The organism is Mycobacterium colombiense (genome assembly GCF_001672755.1).
In the GTDB taxonomy this organism is placed as follows: Bacteria; Actinomycetota; Actinomycetes; order Mycobacteriales; family Mycobacteriaceae; genus Mycobacterium; species Mycobacterium colombiense_C.
Genome location: NZ_LZKI01000047.1, coordinates 68217 through 89792, shown reverse-complemented (window position 1 = coordinate 89792; position 21576 = coordinate 68217). Strand labels below are relative to the sequence as shown.

Genomic DNA, 21576 nt, shown 5'->3' with positions numbered 1-21576 from the left:
CGATTGCCCGGTGCTCAGTTGGCGCTCGTCGTCGTCGACAGGGCCATCGGTGGCACGTAACCGCCGATCAGGGCGCGATGCCACCACGCCCGATCGTGGCGCAGCTCGGCCGGCGTGGTGAACCGGTACTGGTAGAGCTGTGCCCGCACATACCGGGGCGGTGAATCGGGAAACGGGTTGTGGCGCAACAACCGTAGGGTTGGTCGATCGTTTTCCAGCAGTCGCTGCAAGAACGGCCTCAGCCACGGCTGCGCGTACCCCGGCGAGATCGCGGCGAACCACATCAGCCAGTCCAGGCGCAGATGATACGGCGCCCACTGTCGCGGCAGCCGGCGCGGCGTCCCCGGCTTGCCCTTGAATTCGTATTCCTTCCACACGGTTTGGCTGGTGATGACGGCCTCGTCGGTGCCTTCGATCACCACCTCGCGGCGGATCCGCCCGATGCTGCCGAACGCGCCGTAGGTGTTCACCAAATGAAATGAATTGAACGACATATTCATTCGCTGCCGGGAGGACAACATGTTGGCCAGCGGCCAGTAACTCATGAACAGCACCGCGGCGGTGACGGCGGTCACCAGCCCGACGAACCACAGGGGTGTGGCCGCCAGGCCCGTATGCGCCGGGACGAGGCCCTTGGGCAGCAGCAGCGCGAACGACGCGTCGTCGATGGCGCTGAACGCCAACACGATCGTCACCCAATTGAGCCACGCGAAATTGCCCGAGGCGACCAGCCACAACTGAGTGATCACGATGATCGCGGCGGCCACACTGGCCGCTGGCTGCGGCGCGAACAATCCGAACGGCACGATCAGCTGTGCGAAATGGTTGCCCGCCACCTCAACTCGGTGCAGGGGTTTGGGAAGATGGTGGAAGAACCAGCTCAACGGCCCCGGCATGGGTTGCGTCTCGTGGTGGTAGTACAAACACGTCAGATCGCGCCAGCACGGGTCGCCGCGCATCTTGATCAGTCCCGCACCGAACTCGACCCGAAACAGCAGCAGGCGAACCATCCAGAGCGTCAGCACCGGGGGCGCCACGTCGTGATTGCCCAGGAAGATCATCAGGAAGCCGGTTTCGAGCAGCAGCGACTCCCAGCCGAACGAGTACCAGGTCTGCCCGACGTTGACGATCGACAGGTAGAGCATCCACAGCACCAGCCACATCGCCATCGCGCCCCACAACGGCACCGCGTCGGCGGCCCCGGCGACGATCGCCACCGACAGCGCCGCACCGAACCAGGAGACGGCTGCGAACAGCCGATCCGAATAGCGCAGGTGGAACAGGCTCGGGGTGCGCCAAAAGGATTGCCTCGCCAAGAACTGCGGGATGGGCAGGATGCCGCGCTCGCCGATGAGCGCACGGAACTGGGTCGCGGCGGCAACGAAGCCGAGCAGGTAGATCGCCGCGGCGCCGCGCTCGAGCACCAGTCTGCCCACCCAATATTCGGGTGCGGAAAACCAGTCCATGGCGCTAACTCCTCGGTTGGTGACGGTTACGCCAACCCGCATATCCAGTCAATCAGCCGGTAAACGGGTAGCCAATAGCCCGGCCGACTATTCGTCGCCCGGCCCCGGCGCACGTTCGGGGAGCGCAACCACCGAAGCGGCAAGCACCGCAAGCGAAATCAGCGCCAGCAGCTGGACACCGGCGGAATGGCCGGCGTAGCCGTCGGCGGACCGCCACGGCTGTCGTGACAGCACCGCGCCGGCCAGGATCAGACCCCCGGCGCTGCCCAGCACGCTGAGGCGTTCCCAGCGCCCCTGGCGCAGCGCGTACCGCAGACCCAGCGCGGCCCCCATCGCCGCGACACCGCCCAGGCCGGCGATCACCCCCGCGGCGGCCAGCGCCGGGACGGCCGCCCATGGGCCGGGCCGCCATGGCCGCGCGGGCGCGTCTTTGTCGTCCTTCCTTCGGCGGCGCCAGAGCGCGAGCATCGCCAGCAGCGGCAGCAGCGCCAGGCCCACCGCCAGGCCGGCGCGGTAGAGCGAGTTGGAGGCGAAGGTCAGCGTGATGGTGCCCGGGTCGCCTGCGGGCACCAGCCAGCCCTGCTGCCACCCGTTGACGGCGATCGGCGTCAAGCGGGCGCCGGTGCCGGTGCGCGCCACCCAGCCCGGGTTGATGCTTTCCGGGATGACCAGCACCCGGGAGGTTGACGAGGCGGGCGCCTGCACTTCGCGGCGATCCGGCCCCCAGCTCCGCCATGACGAAACACGCAGCGGCCGTGCGACTTCGGTGGCGGCCGGCGTGGTCAGTTCGGCTCCGTCCACGACGAATTGGGCCCCGGGGCTGATCAGCAGCTCTTGTTGGCCGGCGGGCAGCGCGATCGGGTCGCGTTCGCAAGGCACCGCGGCGACGGGGGCGTCATCCAGGATTGCCCCCACGGTGGTGTGGATGGCGGTGTGCACGAACCGGCCCGCGACCGCGACGACGGGTCCGCGATCGCAGCCGACGCGGATCTCCCGGGTGCGGTTGCGGGCCGCGTCAGCGGGCGCGATCGGGTTGCCGTCGACGCCCAGCGCCGCGACCTCGGCCAGCCCGGGCGGCTTGAGCTGGTCGAAACCCAAGGCGTTGCGGTCGATGATGTCCTGCCAATTGAGCAGGCTGATGGTCACGGTGTCGGTCACCCGGGGTTTCAACGGCACCGTCTGCGCGCCGTCGGGTTTCATCGCTGCGGCTTGCGGACCGTCGCCCAGGTTGACGGCCACCATCGTCGGGTGCGCGGGCAACGTCGACCGGCTCGGGGCCAGGCGCACCCCGGTGACCTCGGTGGGGCGGGGCAGCGTGAGCGTCAGGGTTGGCGGGGTCTTGTGTTGCACCACCCGTTGCGGTGCCGTCCACGCCGTGGCCGGGTCGCCGTCGGCGGCCGCGTACGCCGAGCCCAGGACATCGACCGTGTCCGAATCACCATGGGCGACAGTGGTATTCGGCTCGGCGATCAGGTCGGCCAGCTTGGGCCCCTGGCGCGGGCGGACCCACACCGTCGGAGTCACCGACATCGGCGCCGGCACGGTCAGCGTCCGGCTGAAATTGACCGGCTCCTCCGGGGCCAGGGCCATCGACGGCGCGCAGCGCACACCGTCGGGTGCCGCGGCGCAACCCGGCCTGCCCATCAACTCGGAGCCCAGGTCCCACCCCGCGATCGGCGAACCCGGCGGCGGCCCTGGCACCCGCACGGTGTGCCGCAGGTCGACCTGGTGGGCGAATCCTGAGGCGTCGTACTGGGTGATCGACAGGTCGGTGATGCCGAACTGCACCCCGGCGGATCCGTCGTCGGTGCCCGCGGCGATGATCCGCACCCACGGGGTCTCGCCGTAGGGGAGCGCCGCGGCAAGCGGCTTGCCCGGCTCGTCGAAACGCAAAGTGGTGCTGCCGGTGGCGGTTTCGATCAGAATGCGGCGCACCTGGGCGCCGACGGCGGTGGCGCTGGGCGTCAACGTGATCGCCGCGTTGGTCACCGGATGGTCGAAATCGATCCGCATCCATTGACCGACGGCGGCCTGCAGCGAGTTGGACACCCACGCGGTCGCGGAGTCACCGTCGATCGCCGCGGCCGGCGAGGTCGCCGGTGCCACGTCGGGCATCGCGGTGGAATCCGACGATGAGCTCGATACCGTGATCCGGCCGCCGGTCCAGGCGCCGCTCACCGGGTCGGCGCCGGGGACGGGGTAGTCGGGCACCCGGTTGTAGGTGTGCCGCGCATCGCCGGGGGCCCGGATCGCCGACGAATGGTGGTCCACCCGGCCGTAATCCGTCTCACGGGCCACCGGGGTGTCGGTGATGGTCACCCCGGCGTCCACCGGCAGCCCGGCGCCGCGCGCGTCGGCGGTCAGCAGCGCCGGGCCCAGCGGCGGCTGGCCCAGCAGGCGTCGTCGCTCGTCAAGGCGCAGCAACGCCTCGGGCCCGCCGTCGACCCGGGCCAGCCGGTCAGTGTCGACGAAATACGGTGTGGCGGGGTCACTGTCGTCGCCGACCCGGTAAATCTCGACCGCCGGATATCGCGGGCGCAGTCCGCTGTCCGCGACGAAACCCGCGAGCGTGCCGGGACCCACCGGCGCGCCGAACTGTGCGACCTTGCGCAGTCCGGGTGACCCGTCGATGGCCCGGTGCACCAGGATCGGGCGCGCCGACCGCGACGTGTCGGGGTCCAGGTCGTTGCGTAGCGCCAGATAGGAAATGCCTTGGCGGGCAAGGGTATCAGCCAAGCCGGCCGAGGGGCGGCCGGCGGCGAACAGGCGCTGCACTGAGTCGAGTGCCCGGATGGTCTGCGGCGGGGTCAGCGGGATGGAATCGCGCACCCCCCAGGGGCTGGCGCCCAGCACCTGTAGCGGCTCGTCGTGGCTGGTGCCCCACACCTGGGTGGCGAACGGCGCCCCCGGGACCACGAGCACCCGCCCGGGTGTCGGTGTGCCGGTGTTGTGCTCGGTGAGCCAGTCGGCGGCCTCGTGCCAGTACTGCGGGATCGCGGTGAAGGTTCCCGGCGGCGCGAGCCGACCGGTCCACGCCAGTGACGTGCTGACCATCAGCGCCGTCACCACCACGATCGCGGTGGCGAGCCGTTTGTCACGCTCGGGGTGCGCAAACGCGCGCAGCCACACCGACATCGGCGCGCTGCCCGGCAGCGGTATTCGGCCCAGCAGCTGCGCGAGACCCAGCACCACGGGGATCCGGATCACCGATCCGAGCTTGTGCACGTTGCGCAACGGGGCGCCGCCGGCGTCCAGGAAGGCCTGCACCGCGTGCGCCACCGGCGACCCCAGCCCGCCGCTGTATCCGGCGGCCATCAGCACCACCCCGACCAACAGCATCGTCACCAGCCGCCCGCGCGCCGGCATGGCCCGGCCGGCCAGCCCCGCGAGTCCGGCCGCCGCGACCAGGCAGGTACCCAGCACGGCCGCCGACCCGGTCACCAGCGGAGCGCCCGCGGTGGCGGTCGGCGCCACGTACGGGGTCCAGCTGTCGGTGCCGCGCAACATCTCGACCAGTGACGACCATTGCGTCGTCACGCCGGAGGATTCGATGAAATCCAGGAAGGGGGGGCTGATCGCGCGCAGCATCACCAGCGCCACCACCCACCACAGCGTGGCCAGCACCAGCGCCACCAGCCACCACCCGGTGTAGCGCCACCACAACCGGTTCGGCCGGTGGCACGCCCACCAGATCACCGCCGGCAGGCAGCCGGCCGCGGTCGCGATGGCGTTCACCGCACCCATCAGCGCGATGGCCAGGCCGGCCTGCCCGGCCAGCGCTCGCACGGATCGGCCGCCGTCAGCCCGCAGGGCGAGGATCGTGGGCAGCAACACCCACGGCGCCAACATCATTGGCAAGGTCTCCGACGAGATCGATCCGAGCGTGGTCAGCACCCGCGGTGACAGCGCGAACGCGGCCGCGGCGATCACTCGCGACGCCGGGCTGCCGATCCCCAGCGCCTCGGCGACCCGCAGCAGGCCCCAGAAGCCGACGGTGAGCAGCAGCGCCCACCACAGCCGCTGGGTGATCCAGCCGGGCACGCCCAGCGCGTGGCCGACGAGAAAGAAGGTGCCGTGCGGAAACAGGTATCCGTAGGCCTGGTTCTGCGCCTGCCCGAACGGCAGCTCGCTGTTCCACAGATTGGTCGCCCGGGCCAGAAAGCGCAGCGGGTTAGCGGTCAGGTCAAGCTTGGTGTCGGGGGCGATCCGTCCGGGGGACTGGGCGAACGTCAGGGCCAGGGCGACCGCGCCGACCAACCACAACCACCGGCGCGATACCGGCCCAGCCGTCGAGCATGAGACCGCCGCTCCGGTCCCTGTTCGAGGCGGGCTAGCTACGGTTGCCGTACTCGACCCGGTTGAGCACTGACGACTGCGGATCGCCCCCGGGGAGTGGCGGCTTCGTGTCTTGCTGGACCATCAGCGTGATCCCGAAGATCGCGGCCGCGCCGAGCAGCAGACCAACCACAACGCTCGCTGCGGCGGGCGCAACGATCCGGTTCATCGAAGGCTCCTGAGTGTCGGCTTGCGGTCGGGACTTTCGACCTAGCGCCAACCTAGCAGAAGGCCGCCCGGCAACCGGGAGCGCTGGTCACCAGTGCAGACAGTGCCCGTGAAAGCAGCGGTCGCCGTATTCCACCTGATAGGGACCGGCGGGAAGCGCCGGGCGCTGCAGGCTCGGCACCTGAACCAGGCTGTAATCGGCCACGGCGAGCGTGATCCCGACGGTCGTCGCCACCCCGACGGACAACCCCACCGCGACGCTGACCGCGGCGGCCGACGTGAAACCGTTAATCGCTGGCTCCTCCCTGCCAGTCAATGGGTGCCTCGAGCAGCCCCAGCCCCCTGATCAGCAACGTACCGTTGATGCCCCCTGGAGCCCGGGACGAAACGCCCGCCGTGAAAGCATGGCCCGATGGCATTTTCGCGCACCTTGGCCGTGCTTGCAGCCGCGTCGGCGCTGGTGGCCGGTTGCGGCCACCACGCCGCGCACCCGCCCCCCACGTCGACGAAGACGTCGAGCAAGCCGGTGGCCGCTCCGGCGCCGCCGGTGTGTGCGGACCCGTCGGCGGTTCCGGCGACGTTGGGCATCCGCGACAAGCTCGCGCAACTGCTGATGGTGGGCGTGAAGAACGCCGACGACGCCCGGGCCGTCGTCAACGGCTACCACGTGGGCGGCATCTTCATCGGCAGCTGGACGGACCTGTCGATCTTCAAGGGGCCGCTGGCCGACATCGCGAGCAAGGCGGGCCCGCTGCCGCTGGCGGTCAGCGTCGACGAAGAGGGCGGCCGTGTCTCGCGGCTGAAGTCGTTGATCGGGACCTCCCCGTCGCCCCGCGAGCTGGCGCAGACGCAAACCGTCCAGCAGGTGCACGATCTGGCCGCCGATCGCGGCAAGAAGATGCGTGACCTGGGCATCACCGTCGACTTCGCGCCCGTCGTCGACGTCAGCGACGAGCCCGACGACGCCGTGATCGGCAACCGTTCGTTCAGCGCGGATCCGGCCAAGGTCACCGATTACGCCGGTGCCTACGCGCAGGGCCTGCGCGATGCCGGGTTGCTGCCGGTGCTCAAGCACTTCCCCGGCCACGGGCACGGCTCGGGCGATTCGCACACCGGGGGCGTCGTCACGCCGCCGCTGGACGATCTGCAGAACAACGACCTGGTGCCCTACCGGACCCTGGTGACCTCGCCGCCGGTCGGGGTCATGGTGGGCCACTTGCAGGTTCCCGGTCTCACCGGCGACGCCCCGGCCAGCCTGAGCCCCGAGGCGGTGCAGCTGCTGCGCAACGGGGTCGGCTACAAGGGCCCGCCGTTCACCGGTCCGGTGTTCAGCGACGACCTGTCCAGCATGGCCGCCATCTCCGACCGGTACGGGGTGTCGGAGGCCGTGCTGCGCAGCCTGCGGGCCGGCGTCGACGTCGCGCTGTGGGTCACCACCGACGAAGTGCCTGCGGTCTTGGACCGGCTGCAACAGGCGGTGGCGTCCGGCGACCTGCCGGCCAAGCAGGTCGACGATTCGCTGGTGCGGGTGGCGACGATGAAGGGCCCCAGCCCCAGCTGCGGCCACTAGCGGGCCGCCGCCATAGGCAGTCGTGGGTGTGACACCGGCACCGCATTGCCTACTCTTGAGTCAGATAGACGGGCTAGAGAGGCAAACGATGGCGGGTGGTACCAAGCGGTTGCCGCGTGCCGTTCGCGAGCAGCAGATGCTCGACGCCGCCGTGCAGATGTTCTCCGTCAACGGCTACCACGAGACCTCGATGGACGCGATCGCCGCCGAGGCACAGATCTCCAAGCCGATGCTGTACCTGTACTACGGCTCCAAGGAGGACCTGTTCGGCGCCTGCCTGAACCGGGAGATGGGCCGGTTCATCGACGTGGTGCGCGCCGACGTGGATTTCCGGCAGAGCCCCAATGACATGCTGCGCAACACCATTGCGTCGTTCATGCGCTACATCGACGCCAACCGGGCGTCGTGGATCGTGATGTACACCCAGGCCACCAGCTCGCAGGCGTTCGCCCACATGGTCCGCGAGGGACGCGAGCAGATCATCGACCTGGTAGCCGGGCTGATGCGGGCGGGCAGCCGCAACCCGCGCTCCGAGCGGGAACACGAGATGATGGCCGTGGCCCTGGTGGGCGCCGGCGAGGCGGTCGCCAACCGGCTCAGCACCGGCGACGTCGACGTCGACGAGGCGGCCCAGCTGATGATCGACCTGTTCTGGTACGGCCTGAAGGGCTCACCGGCCGAGCGGGAGGCGGCCGCGGCCCACCCCGACGCGGGCGCCTCGGATGCCGCCGCCGACTAGGCCTACATTCGTTCAGGTGGCCCGCATGAGCGTTCCCCGCTCGGACCGCGGCAACCTCGACTTCTTCTGCGCGGTAATCATCGTCGGGTTGCTCGCCGGAGTTGCCGGATTGGCGACGACATACGTGCTGCGCCTCGTCCAGCACGCCACCTACAACTACAGCTTCGGCGCGCAGCTGGCCGGAGTCGCCGCCAGCAGCCAGATGCGCCGCGTGCTGGGCCCGATGATCGGCGCCGCCGTGGCGGGCCTGGGGTGGTGGCTGTTGCGCCGCCGGGCGGAGGTGCCGCCACTGGCGCAGACCATCGCCGCCCGCGAACCCGTGCCGCGGCTTTCCTGGAGCATCGACGCGTTGCTGCAGGTGCTGCTCGTCGGATCGGGGGCGTCGCTGGGACGAGAAGGGGCCCCGCGTCAATTCGCGGCGGCGCTAAGCGATTTGGGCATCGGATGGCTCAAGCGGCTCTCACCGCGCGACCGTGAGGTCCTGCTGGCGTGCGCGGCGGGCGCCGGGCTGGGCGCGGTGTATGCGGTGCCGCTGGCCGGCGCGCTGTTCTCGATCCGGATCCTGCTCACCACCTGGCAGCCGCGAGCGGTGGGCGCTGCGTTTCTGTCCTCGGGCCTGGCGGTCGCCGTCGGTTCGGCCATCACCCGCGATCAGCCCAACCTGCAGTGGCCGGTCGAGGAGTCGACGTATCTGCTGACCGCGCACGGATTGTTGCTGGCGCCGGTGGCTCTCGCGGTGGGGCTGGCCTTCAACCGGTTGATGGCCGCGGCACGCCCGGCCCGCCAGATGCGGACTCCGCTGCTGATCCCCGCGCTCGCCGGGGCGGGCCTGGTGATGGGGATCTGTTCGCACTGGTGGCCCGAGCTGCCCGGCAACGGCCGCAGCATCCTCACGGTCAGCCTGGCCAGCGGCATGACCCTGCTGTCGGCGCTGGCGATCCTGGCGCTGAAACCCCTTCTGACCGCACTGTTTCTGCGGGCCGGCGGGGGCGGCGGGTTGCTCACGCCCTCGCTGGCCACCGGCGCCGCGGCCGGGGCGGTGCTGGTCTTGACGATCAACTGGGCGACCGGCACCCACCTGCACGTGCCGGCGGTGTCGCTGGCCGGCGCGGCCGGCGTGCTCGCGGTGACGCAGGGTTCACCGATCTGGGCGGCCATCTTCGTCTGGGAACTCGCCCGGCCACCGCTGTGGCTGTTCCTGCTTTTCCTGCTGACCGCGACCAGCGCCCACGGCCTGAAACTGCTTGCCCAGGGCCGCACTTCGACGCACGCGGGCTAGTGGCGATCGCTAGCGCGGCCGTGGCGATCGCGAGCGCGGCGTAGCCGGGCGTAGCGGGTCGCCACTACAGGCCGGAGCCGGGCGAAGCGGGTCGCCACCGTCGGCACTAGAGCGCCCGCACCGTGCCGGTCAGGTGCGGGTAGCCCTTGGCGATGTTGCGCAGCGAAATATCCCAGCCGCCGTCATGCTCGTCGATGTAGAGCCCCGTCGTCGCGGGCAGCACCACCGGCTTGCCGAACCGCACCGAATACCGGACCGCATCGGGAATCTGCGCCTCGACATTGGCCAATACGGCTGCCGCGGTGAACATTCCGTGCGCGATCACCGTGGGGAATCCGAAAAGCTTCGCCGCGACCGAGTTGGTGTGGATCGGGTTGTGATCGCCCCCGACGTCGGCATAGCGCCGGATCAGCCCCGGGCTGATGCGCAACACGGTGGACGGCGGGGGCAGCTTGGGCTGCTTCTGCGGGGGCGGTTTGGGTTCGTCCGACAGGCTGGTCCGCTGTTGGTGCAGGAAGGTCGTCACCTGGTGCCAGGCGGTGTCGTTGCCGACGCTGACGTCGGTCACCAGATCGACCAGCAGGCCCTTGCGGTGCTCGCGCAGGTTCTCGGCGTGCACCCGCACGCCGACGGTGTCGGTGACCGCGATCGGGCGGTACTGCGTGATCTGGTTCTCGGTGTGCACCGATCCCATTGCGGCGAAAGGGAAGTCGAAACCGGTCACCAGCGACATCATCGCCGGAAAGGTCAGCGCGAACGGGTAGGTCAACGGCACGTGATTGCCGTAGCGCAGACCGGTCACCCCCGCGTACTCGGCCACGTTCGCGCGGTCGATCGGCAGTTCCTCGATGGTCACCGTGCGGGTGGGCAGCTCGCTTCCGCGCGACACCACGGGCAGCGCCCCGGCGGCCGCGCGCAGCATGTTCTTCAGGCCGCTTGGCTGATTCATGACGTTCTCCTATGCGCCCAGCATGGCCTGGCCGCAGACGCGAATGACGTTGCCCGTCACCGCATTCGAAGCCGGGCTGGCGAAGTAGGCGATGGTTTCCGCGACGTCCACCGGCTGGCCGCCCTGCAGCAACGAGTTCATCCGGCGTCCGACCTCGCGGGTGGCCAGCGGGATGGCCGCCGTCATCTGGGTTTCGATGAATCCCGGTGCGACCGCGTTGATCGTGATGCCCTTGCCGTAGAGCTCCGGGGCCAGCGACTGGGTGAGGCCGATCATTCCGGCCTTCGTCGTCGCGTAATTGGTCTGGCCGCGGTTGCCGGCGATGCCGGCCATCGACGAAAGGCCGATCACCCGGCCACCCTCGCCGAGGGCACCGTTGGACACCAGCCCTTCGGTAAGACGCAGCGGGGCAAGCAGATTGACGGCCAGGACGGCGTCCCAGCGGGCGTCGTCCATGTTGGCCAACAGCTTGTCGCGGGTGATGCCGGCGTTGTTGACCAGCACGTCGGCGCGGCCGCCGTGGTGTTCGCGTAGGTGCTCGGTGATCTTGTCGACCGCGTCGGAGGCGGTGACGTCGAGCCACAGCGCGGTGCCGCCGACCCGGCTGGCCGTCTCGGCCAGCGTCTCGGCCGCCGATTCCACGTCGATCGCCACCACGCGCGCGCCGTCGCGGGCGAACACCTCGGCGATCGTCGCACCGATTCCGCGGGCCGCGCCCGTGACGATGGCGACCTTGCCGTCCAGTGGGCGCTCCCAGTCGGCCGGTGGCGTGGAGTCCGCGTCCCCGACGTAGAAGACCTGGCCGTCGACGTAGGCGGACTTGGCCGACAGGATGAACCGCATCGTCGATTCGAGGCCCGTCGCGGCGGGTTTGGCGTCCGGCGACAGGTAGACCAGGGCCACCGTGGTGCCGTTGCGCAGCTCCTTGCCCAGCGAGCGGGTGAAGCCCTCGAGTGCGCGCTGCGCGATCCGCTCGTGCGGGCTGGCGGCGGCGTCAGGCGTGGTGCCGACCACGGCCACGCGCGCGGAATGACCCAGGTTGCGCAGCAGGGGGGTGAAGAACTCGTACAGACCCCTGAGCCCCTCGGGCGTGGTGATGCCGGTGGCATCGAACACCAGGCCACCGAACTTGTCGGCCCACCGACCGCCCAGGTTGTTGCCCACCAGGTCGTAGTCGGCGTCCAGCGCCGCGCGCAGCGGCTCGACGACCCTGCCCTCCCCGCCGATCAGCAGCGCCCCGGCCAGCGGCGGTTCACCGGCCCGGTAGCGGCGCAGCGTCTCGGGTTGGGGGACGCCGAGCTGCTTGGCGAGAAACGATCCAGGACCGGAATTGACGATCTGAGAGAACAGATCGGACGAAGCCTTGGGAGCCACCGGAGCTACCTTTCATGTTCTTGCGAAGTCGGGGTATGCCTACAGCACAACCGTATCGGGGACGAACTTACTGCAGAGTAAGAACAGTGGGTAGTATGGCCCCAGACGGGCGATTCCCCAACCGATAGACCGCAGAAACACGGAGAAGAATAGTGGCCCCTGCAAGCTCTGAGGCAAGCAAACAGCGCAGTTCCGAGCGTCGGCGCGTGGCCGTCCTGGGCGGCAACCGCATCCCGTTCGCCCGGTCGGACGGCGCCTACGCGGAGGCGTCCAACCAGGACATGTTCACCGCCGCACTGGGCGGGCTGGTGGATCGCTTCGGGCTGGCCGGCGAACGGCTGGGCGTGGTGGTCGGCGGCGCCGTGCTCAAGCACAGCCGCGACTTCAACCTGACGCGCGAGTGCGTGCTCGGCTCGCAGCTGTCCTCCTACACGCCCGCGTTCGACCTGCAGCAGGCCTGCGGGACCGGGCTGCAGGCGGCCGTCGCCGCCGCCGAGGGCATCGCGGCCGGACGCTACGAGGTGGCCGCCGCCGGCGGCGTGGACACCACCTCGGACGCCCCGATCGGTCTGGGCGACAACCTGCGCCGCACGCTGCTCAAGCTGCGCCGGGCCAAGTCCAACGTGCAGCGGCTGAAGCTGGTCGGCACGCTGCCCGCGACCCTGGGTGTCGAGATCCCGGTCAACAGCGAACCCCGCACCGGGCTGTCGATGGGGGAGCACCAGGCGCTCACCGCCAAGAAGATGGGCATCGCCCGGGTGGCCCAGGACGAGCTGGCCGCGGCCAGCCACCGCAACATGGCCGCCGCCTACGACCGCGGCTTCTTCGACGACCTGGTCACCCCGTTCTTGGGGCTGTACCGCGACGACAACCTGCGCGCGGACTCGTCGGCGGAGAAGCTGGCCAAGCTGCGTCCGGTGTTCGGCGTGAAGGCCGGCGACGCGACGATGACCGCCGGTAACTCGACTCCGCTGACCGATGGCGCGTCGGTGGCGCTGCTGGCCACCGACGAGTGGGCGGCCGCTCATTCGTTGACGCCGCTGGCCTACCTGGTGGATTCGGAGACCGCGGCGGTCGACTACGTGAACGGGCGCGACGGCCTGCTGATGGCCCCGACCTACGCGGTGCCGCGGCTGCTCGCCCGCAACGGCCTGAGCCTGCAGGACTTCGACTTCTACGAGATCCACGAGGCCTTCGCGTCGGTGGTGCTGTGTCACCTGCAGGCGTGGGAGTCCGAGGAGTACTGCAAGGAGCGGCTCGGCCTGGACGCCGCGCTGGGCTCGATCGACCGGTCGAAGCTCAACGTCAACGGGTCCTCGCTGGCCGCGGGCCACCCGTTCGCGGCCACCGGCGGGCGGATTCTGGCCCAGGCGGCCAAGCAGCTCGCCCAGCGCAAGGCCGAGCAGAAGGGCGACGGCACCGTGCGTGCCCTGGTCTCGATCTGCGCGGCCGGCGGCCAGGGCGTCGCCGCGATCCTGGAAGCCTGACGGGTCGTCCGCGCGTCGCCCCTGGTGGCTCGATGAGTTGAGTCACATCTGGTTAGTCAGATGGGGGTGCGGGTATCCGACCCACCGGATGGCCCCGTGTTGTGGTCTGACCCCCCGACCCCGACGGCAATACGGGGCATCCCCCGAATGCGAGCGTTGGTCCGTCTCGACGGATCGGCGTACGAAAAGGGCCGCCGCTGGAGTGAGGGGATCCAGCGGCGGCCTTTTTGCTGCCTACCAGCGCTTTTCTGCGGCCTGGCCAAGCGACAGATCCCCCGCTTCGCGGACGAAGCGGGGGATCTGCGCGTGTCGTTCGCGTCGGCCTAGAAGGCGGCCTCGTCGAGCTCCATGATGTCGTTGTCCAGCGTGTCGATGACCTCACGAGTGCTGGTCAGCAGCGGCAGGAAGTTCTTCGCGAAGAACGATGCCACCGCGATCTTGCCCTCGTAGAAGGACCGCTCCTCGCCGCTGGCGCCGGCGTCGAGCGCCGCCACGGCGACCGCCGCCTGACGCTGCAACAGCCAGCCGATGACCAGGTCACCGACGCTCATCAGGAAGCGCACCGAACCGAGCCCCACCTTGTACAGGCTGGTCACGTCCTCCTGCGCCGCCATCAGGTAGCCGGTCAGCGTGGCCGCCATCGCCTGCACGTCGGTCAGCGCCTTGGACAGCAGCTCCCGCTCGGTCTTCAGGCGGCCGTTGCCGGTCTCGCTGTCGACGAACTTCTGGATCTGCTCGGACACGTGGGCCAGCGCCACACCCTTGTCGCGGACGATCTTGCGGAAGAAGAAGTCCTGCGCCTGGATGGCGGTGGTGCCCTCGTAGAGCGAGTCGATCTTGGCGTCGCGGATGTACTGCTCGATCGGGTAGTCCTGCAGGAAGCCGGACCCACCGAAGGTCTGCAGGCTCTCGGTGAGCTTGGCGTACGCCTGCTCGGAACCCACACCTTTGACGACCGGCAGCATCAGGTCGTTGACCTTGACCGCCAGCTCGGCGTCCACACCGTGCAGTGCCTCGGCGACGGCCGAGTCCTGGTAGGTCGCCGTGAACAGGTACAGCGCGCGCAGACCCTCGGCGTAGGCCTTCTGGGTCATCAGCGAGCGGCGCACGTCCGGGTGGTGCGTGATGGTCACCCGCGGTGCGGTCTTGTCGGTCATCTGGGTCATGTCGGCGCCCTGCACGCGAGATTTCGCGTACTCCAGCGCGTTGAGGTAACCCGTCGACAGGGTGGCGATGGCCTTGGTGCCGACCATCATCCGGGCCTGCTCGATGACCTCGAACATCTGCGCGATGCCGTTGTGCACCTCGCCGACCAGCCAGCCCTTGGCGGGGACGTCGTGCTGGCCGAAGCTCAGCTCGCACGTCGCCGATACCTTCAGGCCCATCTTGTGCTCGACGTTGGTGACGTAGACGCCGTTGCGCTCGCCCAGCTCACCGGTCTCGAAGTCGAACAGGAACTTGGGCACGAAGAACAGCGACAGGCCCTTGGTGCCCGGTCCGGCACCCTCGGGGCGCGCCAGCACCAGGTGGAAGATGTTCTCGAACAGGTCGCCGGAGTCGGCGGAGGTGATGAACCGCTTCACACCGTCGATGTGCCAGGAACCGTCCTCCTGCTGGACCGCCTTGGTGCGCCCGGCGCCCACGTCGGAGCCGGCGTCCGGCTCGGTGAGCACCATGGTCGAACCCCAGCCGCGCTCGGCGGCCAGCTCGGCCCACTTCTTCTGCTCTTCGGTGCCGAGGTGGTGAAGGATCTGGGCGAAGCCCGCCCCACCGGCGTACATCCACACGGCCGGATTGGCACCCAGAAGATGTTCGTGCAGGGCCCACAGCAGCGCCTTGGGCGCGGGCACTCCACCCAGAGCCTCGTCAAGACCGACCTTGTCCCAACCCGCCTCGATGACGGCCTGGACGGACTTCTTGAAAGACTCCGGCAGCGTCACCGAGTGCGTCTTCGGGTCGAAGACCGGCGGGTTGCGGTCGCCCTCGACGAACGACTCCGCGACCGGCCCTTCGGCCAGCCGGCTGATCTCGTTCAACATTTCGCGGGCCGTGTCGGCGTCCAGATCGCTGTACTCGCCTTGGCCCAATGCCTTGTCAACGCCCAGAACTTCGAACAGGTTGAACGCCTGGTCGCGGACGTTGCTCTTGTAGTGGCTCACTACGGTCCTCCTCGTTGAGAATGCCACTTGTGGTTGGGTACTAGGTCTAAGTTACCCACCAGTAACACCGCTAAAATATCGCTAGCGTCAGCGGTATGCAAGCCAATGTGAGCTAGATTTCATTGCCTAATTAACCAACCGGTTGGGAAGCTGCAGGTCATGCCGTCGGAATCCGATTTACCTGCGATGATGCCGCGCACATGACCGGTGTGCGTGGCGTCACTGCGCTGCCCTCCGAGCTGCCCACGGTGGACCTGCGGGCCGACTCCGCCCGCCTGCGCGACGGTTTGCGCGAGGCCGGCCACGAGGTGGGCTTCTTCTATCTGACCGGGCACGGCGTGCCGCCGGACCTGGTGGCGCGGGTCCTGGACGCCGCGCGCCGGCTCTTCGCGCTGTCGCAACCCGACAAGGACGCCGTCGCGATGGTGCGCAGCCCGCATTTCCGCGGTTACACCCGGCTCGGCGGCGAGCTGACCCGAGGGGAGGTGGATTGGCGCGAGCAGATCGACGTCGGGCCGCAACGCCCGCCGATCGGTGGGCTGGACAAGTCCGACTATCGGTGGCTGCAGGGCCCCAACCAGTGGCCGGCCGCGCTGCCGGACCTGCCCGGGATCGTCGCGGAGTGGGACGCCGCGCTGTCCGCGGTGGCCCGCACCCTGCTGCGGCACTGGGCGGCCGCGCTGGGCAGCCCCTCCGACGTGTTCGACGCGGCCTTCGCCGAGGCGCCGGCCACGCTGATCAAGATCATCCGCTACCCGGGCAGCGCCGCCAGCGAGCAGGGCGTGGGCGCGCACCGCGACGCCGGGGTGCTCACCCTGTTGCTGGCCGAGCCGGGCAGCACGGGCCTGCAGGTGCGGCCGGCCAGAAACTCCGAGGACGGCTGGATCGACGTCCCGCCGCGCGAGGGGGCCTTCATCGTCAACATCGGCGAATTGCTGGAGGTGGCCACCCGCGGGTACCTACGGGCCACCGAGCACCGGGTCAACCTGCCGGGGCCCGCGGGCGAGCGCATCTCGGTGCCGTTCTTCTTCAACCCGCGCCTGGACGCGCGGATCCCGGTGCTGTCGCTGCCCGACGAGCTCGAGGCACGCGCGCAGCGCGTGGACGATCCCTCGGATCCGATCTTCGCGGTCTACGGTCGCAACGCCTGGAAGAGCAGGCTGCGGGCCCATCCGGATGTGGCCGCGGCGCACGGTTATTCGGCAGAACGCTTAGAAAATGGGTAAGGGTGGCCGCGCCGTGGTGACCGACGCCGGGTAGGGTCGTTTCCGATAAATCCCGTCTCCGGCTCTAGGGGCGAATAAGTCCGGTGAACTCGAATAACAAGCTGACAGCGTCGTCACTTCGTGAGGCCTTCGGTCATTTCCCGTCCGGAGTTGTGGCGATCGCCGCCGAGGTGGACGGAACCCGGGAAGGTCTGGCGGCCAGTACCTTTGTCCCCGTCTCGCTGGACCCGCCGCTGGTGTCGTTCTGCGTGCAGAACACCTCGACGACGTGGCCCAAGCTCAAGGATCTGCCGATGCTGGGCATCAGCGTGCTCGGCGAGGAGCACGACGAGGCCGCGCGCACGCTGGCCGCCAAGACCGGCGACAGGTTCGCGGGGTTGGAGACGGTTTCCCGGTCGACGGGTGCGGTGTTCATCAAGGGCACCGGCCTCTGGCTGGAGAGCGCGATCGAGCAGCTCATCCCGGCCGGCGATCACACCATCGTGGTGCTTCGGGTCAGCGAGGTCACGGTGGACGCCGAGGTGGCGCCCATCGTGTTCCATCGAAGCGTTTTTCGCCGGCTCGGAGCGTAATCGCCTCGGCGGTCGACCGGCTAGGGCCGGTGGCTCAGCTCGTCCCGAAAGCCCTGGATGCGGCTCTCGAGTTCGGCGGCATCGCTGTACCGGCCTTCTTTGTTTGCGAGCTGAGCGCGCACCGAAAGCTGCCGAATAGCGGTGCGAATGTTGTTGATACTGGCGGTTTCTCGCATGTGTTCCATGAACTGCCTTTCCGGTCGTGAGTAGCTGGCCGCACGGGGCGGCCCGACAGGATGCAGTGTGGTTACCCGGGTACCGCGACGGCCTAACGTGCCATGACGGGATCGGCCCGGATTACCGCGGCGCGGAGTTCAGCGACGGAACAGCTTGTTACCGAGCCACACCACCGGGTCGTACTTGCGGTCGGCGACCCGCTCTTTCATCGGGATCAGCGCGTTGTCGGTGATCTTGATGTTCTCCGGGCAGACCTCGGTGCAGCACTTGGTGATGTTGCAGTAGCCCAGGCCGTGCTCGTCCTGAGCGTCGTTGCGCCGGTCGCGGGTGTCCAGCGGGTGCATCTCCAGCTCGGCGATCCGCATCAGGAAGCGGGGGCCGGCGAACGCCTTCTTGTTCTCCTCGTGGTCGCGGACCACGTGGCACACGTTCTGGCACAGGAAGCACTCGATGCACTTGCGGAATTCCTGGGAACGCTGCACGTCCTCCTGCGCCATCCGGTACTCGCCCGGTTGCAGATCCTTGGGCGGCGCGAAAGACGGGATCTCGCGGGCCTTTTCGTAGTTGAACGAGACGTCGGTGACCAGGTCACGGATCACCGGGAACGTCCGCAGCGGCGTGACGGTGACGACCTCGTCCTCGGCGAAGGTGGACATCCGGGTCATGCAGAGCAGCCGCGGCTTGCCGTTGATCTCCGCCGAGCAGGAGCCGCACTTGCCCGCCTTGCAGTTCCACCGGACGGCCAGGTCCGGCGTCTGGGTCTGCTGCAGGCGATGGATGATGTCGAGCACGACCTCGCCCTCGTTGACCTCGACCGTGAAGTCCTGCAGAGCGCCGTCGGCGTCGTCGCCCCGCCACACCCGCAGCGTCGCGTTGTAGGTCATTTGCCACTCCGTCCTGGGTGCCCGGCGAGTTCTTCGTCGGTGTAGTACTTCTCCAGCTCACCGATTTCAAACAGCTCCAGCAGATCGGGCCGCATCGGAGTCTGATCCTTCTTCGTGATGGTGATGTCGGGGATCACCTCGTCGCCGCCGCCGGCCGCCTCGCAGACCAGCAGCACCTTGCGCCACGACGAGTCCATCGCCGGGTGGTCGTCGCGGGTGTGTCCGCCGCGGCTCTCGGTGCGCTGCAGCGCGGCCTTCGCGACGCACTCGCTGACCAGCAGCATGTTGCGCAGGTCGATGGCCAGGTTCCAGCCCGGGTTGTACCGGCGCTGCCCCTCGACGTGGAGGTTCTTGAACCGCTCACGCAGCTTGTCCAGCCGCGCCAGGGCCTCCGCGACTTCGTCGGCGTTGCGGATGATGCCGACCAGGTCGTTCATCGACTGCTGCAGTTCCAGCTGCAGGGTGTACGGGTTCTCCGGTGTGCCGCTGGCCGGCGCCTCGAAGGGGGACAGCGCCCGCTTCGCCGCCGAGTCGACGGCGCCGTCGGCGATCGTCGGGCGGCTGCTCAGGGCCCGCACGTAGTCGGCCGCGCCCAGCCCGGCCCGCCGGCCGAAGACCAGCAGGTCCGACAGCGAGTTGCCGCCGAGCCGGTTCGAGCCGTGCATACCGCCGGAGCATTCGCCGGCGGCGAAGAGCCCGGGAACGGTGGCCGCTCCGGTGTCGGCGTCCACCTCGACGCCGCCCATCACGTAGTGGCAGGTCGGCCCGACCTCCATCGGCTCCTTGGTGATGTCGACCCCGGCCAGCTCCTTGAACTGGTGGTACATCGACGGCAGGCGACGGTTGATCTCCGCCGGCGTCAGCCGCGACGCGATGTCCAGGAAGACGCCACCGTGTGGGCTGCCCCGGCCGGCCTTGACCTCCGAGTTGATCGCGCGCGCGACCTCGTCGCGCGGCAGCAGGTCCGGAGTGCGGCGGGCCGAGTCGTTGTCCTTGAGCCACTGGTCGGCTTCTTGCTCGGACTCGGCGTACTGCCCTTTGAACACCGACGGTATGTAGTCGAACATGAACCGCTTGTCGTCGGAGTTCTTCAGCACCCCGCCGTCACCGCGGACACCCTCGGTGACCAGGATCCCCTTCACACTCGGCGGCCACACCATGCCCGTCGGGTGGAACTGGACGAACTCCATGTTGATCAGCGACGCGCCCGCCCGCAGGGCCAGGGCGTGGCCGTCGCCGGTGTACTCCCAGGAGTTCGAGGTGACCTTGAACGACTTGCCGATCCCGCCGGTGGCCAGCACCACCGCGGGCGCCTCGAACAAGATGAAGTTCCCGCTTTCGCGGATGTAGCCGAACGCCCCGGCGATCGCGTCGCCGTCCTTGATCAGCTCGGTGATGGTGGTTTCGGCGAACACCCGGATGCGGGCCTCGTAGTCGCCGAGCTCGGCGTAGTCCTCTTGCTGCAGCGAGACGATCTTCTGCTGCATGGTGCGGATCAGCTCCAGGCCGGTGCGGTCACCGACGTGGGCCAGCCGCGGGTAGGTGTGCCCGCCGAAGTTGCGCTGGCTGATCTTGCCGTCCTTGAGGCGATCGAACAGCGCGCCATAGGTTTCCAGCTCCCAGACGCGGTCCGGTGCTTCCTTGGCGTGCAGTTCGGCCATGCGCCAGTTGTTGAGGAATTTCCCACCGCGCATCGTGTCGCCGAAGTGGGTCTTCCAGTTGTCCTTCGGGTTGGTGTTGCCCATGGACGCCGCGCAGCCACCCTCGGCCATTACCGTGTGGGCCTTACCGAACAGGGACTTGCACACCACCGCGACCCGCAGACCCCGTTCGCGCGCTTCGATAACCGCACGCAGTCCGGCGCCGCCGGCACCGATCACGACCACGTCGTACGTGTGCCGCTCGATTTCAACCATGAAACCCTCGCTAGCTAAATTCTGATTTATGTCGAGATGGCTTGTCAGCCAACAAATCTCAGGTCAGGAATGGTGCCGCTGGCAACCAGCGCGACGTAGAAGTCGGTGAGCATCAGGGTGCCCAGCGTGATCCACGCGTACAGCTTGTGCCTGGTGTTGATGACGCTGACCTGCGTCCAGATCCAGTACCGCACAGGGTGCTTGGAGAAGTGCTTGAGCCGGCCGCCGGTCACGTGCCGGCAGGAGTGGCAGGACAGCGTGTAGACCCACAGCATGATGACGTTGCCGAGCAGGATCAGATTGCCCAGCCCGAAGCCGAATCCACCGGGTCCGCTGTCGGAGTGGAATGCGACGATGGCGTCGTAGGTGTTGATCACCGAGATGATGCCGGCGATGTAGAAGAAGTAGCGGTGCGTGTTCTGGATGATCAGCGGGAACTTCGTCTCGCCGCTGTAGTGCACGCGGGGCTCGGCCACCGCGCAGGCGCTGGGCGACTGCCACACCGTGCGGTAGTAGGCGCCGCGGTAGTAGTAGCAGGTCAACCGGAACAGCAGCAGGAACGGCAGCGACAGGGCCGCGTACGGCAGCCACCACACGTCCGGCAGGAACTGCGGCCAGATGTCGCCGGCCTCACCGCAACCCTTGCTCACGCAGGGGGAGTAGAACGGCGTCAGGTAGTGGTATTTGGGGACGAAGAAGTAATTCTGTTGGAACGCCCGCGCTGTCGCATAAATAATGAATGCGGCGAAGCCGAGATCGATTCGCAGCGGCGACATCCACCACCGGTCGGTGCGCAGGGTGCGTTGCTGAATACGGGCGCGCGTGGGTGAAAAGACACCGGACGCAGGACGGTTCGCCGTAGGTGCGCTCATTTAGTGTGTTCCTCTTCGAACGGGCTGTAGGTCGAAGGGTACACAGATACAAGCCCCCCTTTTCTGGGGGGCTTGGGTTGTTCAGGACCTGCTGTGACCGCCGACACCCTCGTCGTCGACGTCGCGCCAGAATTCGCTGTCGTACTGGGTGTCTGGAATGACGATCTTGTCGCCGGACTGCTGCACGGTGGCGCCTGCCAGGTCCAATTCGGACACGTCGGTGTCGAGCAGGTCGACGTCGGACATGATGCGGTCGGCGTCGATGACGATGCGCCGCATGGCCGGGCTGTCACCGTATCGGGCCCGCAGGGAGCTCACGCACCGCCGCAGCCCGCCGATGAGGTCGTGCAGTTCGGCGAATTCGGTCGTGCCAGTCGTGCTCGTCAACGGATCTCCTCGGCAG

18 protein-coding genes are annotated in these 21576 nt (G+C 68.6%); 7 read left to right on the top strand and 11 right to left on the bottom strand.

The window, feature by feature from the left end; all coding sequences use genetic code 11:
* Positions 1-14 precede the first annotated feature (14 nt).
* From A5708_RS06540 to A5708_RS06525, 4 genes are all read right to left on the bottom strand, one after another.
* Positions 15-1466, bottom strand: a complete 1452-nt coding sequence (locus A5708_RS06540; RefSeq protein WP_065027833.1) for a lipase maturation factor family protein — start codon at positions 1464-1466, stop codon at positions 15-17.
* Between the two features lie 87 nt (positions 1467-1553).
* On the bottom strand, positions 1554-5729 hold the full coding sequence (locus tag A5708_RS06535) for a DUF3367 domain-containing protein (RefSeq protein ID WP_065027832.1): 4176 nt from the start codon (positions 5727-5729) through the stop codon (positions 1554-1556).
* 67 nt (positions 5730-5796) lie between these two features.
* Positions 5797-5970 (bottom strand): DUF2613 domain-containing protein, encoded by a 174-nt coding sequence (locus A5708_RS06530; protein ID WP_007769006.1) that lies wholly within the window; start codon positions 5968-5970, stop codon positions 5797-5799.
* Between the two features lie 87 nt (positions 5971-6057).
* On the bottom strand, positions 6058-6261 hold the full coding sequence (locus A5708_RS06525) for a DUF2613 family protein (RefSeq protein ID WP_065027847.1): 204 nt from the start codon (positions 6259-6261) through the stop codon (positions 6058-6060).
* A 120-nt stretch (positions 6262-6381) separates the two neighbouring features.
* Here A5708_RS06525 and A5708_RS06520 point away from each other — a divergent pair, with 120 nt between their 5' ends.
* From A5708_RS06520 to A5708_RS06510, 3 genes are all read left to right on the top strand, one after another.
* Positions 6382-7539 carry a glycoside hydrolase family 3 N-terminal domain-containing protein gene (locus A5708_RS06520; RefSeq protein ID WP_065027831.1) on the top strand — a complete coding sequence of 386 codons (1158 nt, stop codon included), beginning with the start codon at positions 6382-6384 and terminating at the stop codon, positions 7537-7539.
* Positions 7540-7627: 88 nt separating this feature from the next.
* Positions 7628-8278 carry a TetR/AcrR family transcriptional regulator gene (locus A5708_RS06515; protein WP_065027830.1) on the top strand — a complete coding sequence of 217 codons (651 nt, stop codon included), beginning with the start codon at positions 7628-7630 and terminating at the stop codon, positions 8276-8278.
* A 25-nt stretch (positions 8279-8303) separates the two neighbouring features.
* Positions 8304-9557, top strand: coding sequence for a chloride channel protein (locus A5708_RS06510; RefSeq protein ID WP_065027829.1), 1254 nt, complete (start codon positions 8304-8306; stop codon positions 9555-9557).
* 106 nt (positions 9558-9663) lie between these two features.
* Here the strand turns inward: A5708_RS06510 and A5708_RS06505 are convergent, their stop codons facing one another.
* Together A5708_RS06505 and A5708_RS06500 are read right to left on the bottom strand one after the other, a co-directional pair.
* Positions 9664-10506: a MaoC/PaaZ C-terminal domain-containing protein gene (locus tag A5708_RS06505; protein ID WP_065027828.1), complete on the bottom strand. Its 843-nt coding sequence runs from the start codon at positions 10504-10506 to the stop codon at positions 9664-9666.
* 9 nt (positions 10507-10515) lie between these two features.
* Positions 10516-11880, bottom strand: a complete 1365-nt coding sequence (locus tag A5708_RS06500) for a 3-oxoacyl-ACP reductase (protein WP_065027827.1) — start codon at positions 11878-11880, stop codon at positions 10516-10518.
* Positions 11881-12032: 152 nt separating this feature from the next.
* On the opposite strand from A5708_RS06500, the gene A5708_RS06495 reads away from it, so the two are divergent.
* Entirely contained in the window at positions 12033-13367 is a 1335-nt protein-coding gene (locus tag A5708_RS06495; protein WP_065027826.1) for an acetyl-CoA C-acetyltransferase, read from the top strand.
* A 323-nt stretch (positions 13368-13690) separates the two neighbouring features.
* Here A5708_RS06495 and A5708_RS06490 read toward each other — a convergent pair whose 3' ends face one another.
* The gene (locus A5708_RS06490; RefSeq protein ID WP_065027825.1) at positions 13691-15526 is read right to left on the bottom strand and encodes an acyl-CoA dehydrogenase; all 1836 of its coding nucleotides are present in this window, start codon (positions 15524-15526) and stop codon (positions 13691-13693) included.
* A gap of 200 nt (positions 15527-15726) precedes the next feature.
* On the opposite strand from A5708_RS06490, the gene A5708_RS06485 reads away from it, so the two are divergent.
* The 3 genes from A5708_RS06485 (at position 15727) to A5708_RS27135 (ending at position 17530) form a co-directional block, all read left to right on the top strand.
* Entirely contained in the window at positions 15727-16752 is a 1026-nt protein-coding gene (locus A5708_RS06485) for an isopenicillin N synthase family dioxygenase (RefSeq protein WP_065027824.1), read from the top strand.
* Between the two features lie 83 nt (positions 16753-16835).
* A complete protein-coding gene (locus tag A5708_RS06480) occupies positions 16836-17324 on the top strand; it encodes a flavin reductase family protein (protein ID WP_065027823.1) in 489 nt (162 codons plus the stop codon).
* A gap of 29 nt (positions 17325-17353) precedes the next feature.
* The gene (locus A5708_RS27135; RefSeq protein WP_196772550.1) at positions 17354-17530 is read left to right on the top strand and encodes a hypothetical protein; all 177 of its coding nucleotides are present in this window, start codon (positions 17354-17356) and stop codon (positions 17528-17530) included.
* Positions 17531-17638: 108 nt separating this feature from the next.
* On the opposite strand, the gene A5708_RS06475 is transcribed toward A5708_RS27135, so the two are convergent.
* The 4 genes from A5708_RS06475 to A5708_RS06460 form a co-directional block, all read right to left on the bottom strand.
* Positions 17639-18385, bottom strand: coding sequence for a succinate dehydrogenase/fumarate reductase iron-sulfur subunit (locus A5708_RS06475; protein WP_065027822.1), 747 nt, complete (start codon positions 18383-18385; stop codon positions 17639-17641).
* A complete protein-coding gene (locus A5708_RS06470) occupies positions 18382-20301 on the bottom strand; it encodes a fumarate reductase/succinate dehydrogenase flavoprotein subunit (RefSeq protein WP_065027821.1) in 1920 nt (639 codons plus the stop codon). The genes A5708_RS06475 and A5708_RS06470 overlap by 4 nt, the downstream gene beginning before the upstream one ends.
* A gap of 44 nt (positions 20302-20345) precedes the next feature.
* The gene (locus A5708_RS06465) at positions 20346-21173 is read right to left on the bottom strand and encodes a hypothetical protein (RefSeq protein WP_065027820.1); all 828 of its coding nucleotides are present in this window, start codon (positions 21171-21173) and stop codon (positions 20346-20348) included.
* A gap of 81 nt (positions 21174-21254) precedes the next feature.
* Positions 21255-21560 (bottom strand): hypothetical protein, encoded by a 306-nt coding sequence (locus A5708_RS06460; RefSeq protein ID WP_065027819.1) that lies wholly within the window; start codon positions 21558-21560, stop codon positions 21255-21257.
* Positions 21561-21576 lie beyond the last annotated feature (16 nt).

Excerpts from the sequence above, each read along its gene's own strand:
- A5708_RS06540 (WP_065027833.1), bottom strand. The coding sequence starts at position 1,466 with ATGGACTGGTTTTCCGCACCCGAATATTGGGTGGGCAGACTGGTGCTC.
- A5708_RS06530 (WP_007769006.1), bottom strand. The coding sequence starts at position 5,970 with ATGAACCGGATCGTTGCGCCCGCCGCAGCGAGCGTTGTGGTTGGTCTG.
- A5708_RS06520 (WP_065027831.1), top strand. The coding sequence starts at position 6,382 with ATGGCATTTTCGCGCACCTTGGCCGTGCTTGCAGCCGCGTCGGCGCTG.
- A5708_RS06515 (WP_065027830.1), top strand. The coding sequence starts at position 7,628 with ATGGCGGGTGGTACCAAGCGGTTGCCGCGTGCCGTTCGCGAGCAGCAG.
- A5708_RS06510 (WP_065027829.1), top strand. The coding sequence starts at position 8,304 with ATGAGCGTTCCCCGCTCGGACCGCGGCAACCTCGACTTCTTCTGCGCG.
- A5708_RS06505 (WP_065027828.1), bottom strand. The coding sequence starts at position 10,506 with ATGAATCAGCCAAGCGGCCTGAAGAACATGCTGCGCGCGGCCGCCGGG.
- A5708_RS06485 (WP_065027824.1), top strand. The coding sequence starts at position 15,727 with ATGACCGGTGTGCGTGGCGTCACTGCGCTGCCCTCCGAGCTGCCCACG.
- A5708_RS06475 (WP_065027822.1), bottom strand. The coding sequence starts at position 18,385 with ATGACCTACAACGCGACGCTGCGGGTGTGGCGGGGCGACGACGCCGAC.
- A5708_RS06470 (WP_065027821.1), bottom strand. The coding sequence starts at position 20,301 with ATGGTTGAAATCGAGCGGCACACGTACGACGTGGTCGTGATCGGTGCC.
- A5708_RS06465 (WP_065027820.1), bottom strand. The coding sequence starts at position 21,173 with ATGAGCGCACCTACGGCGAACCGTCCTGCGTCCGGTGTCTTTTCACCC.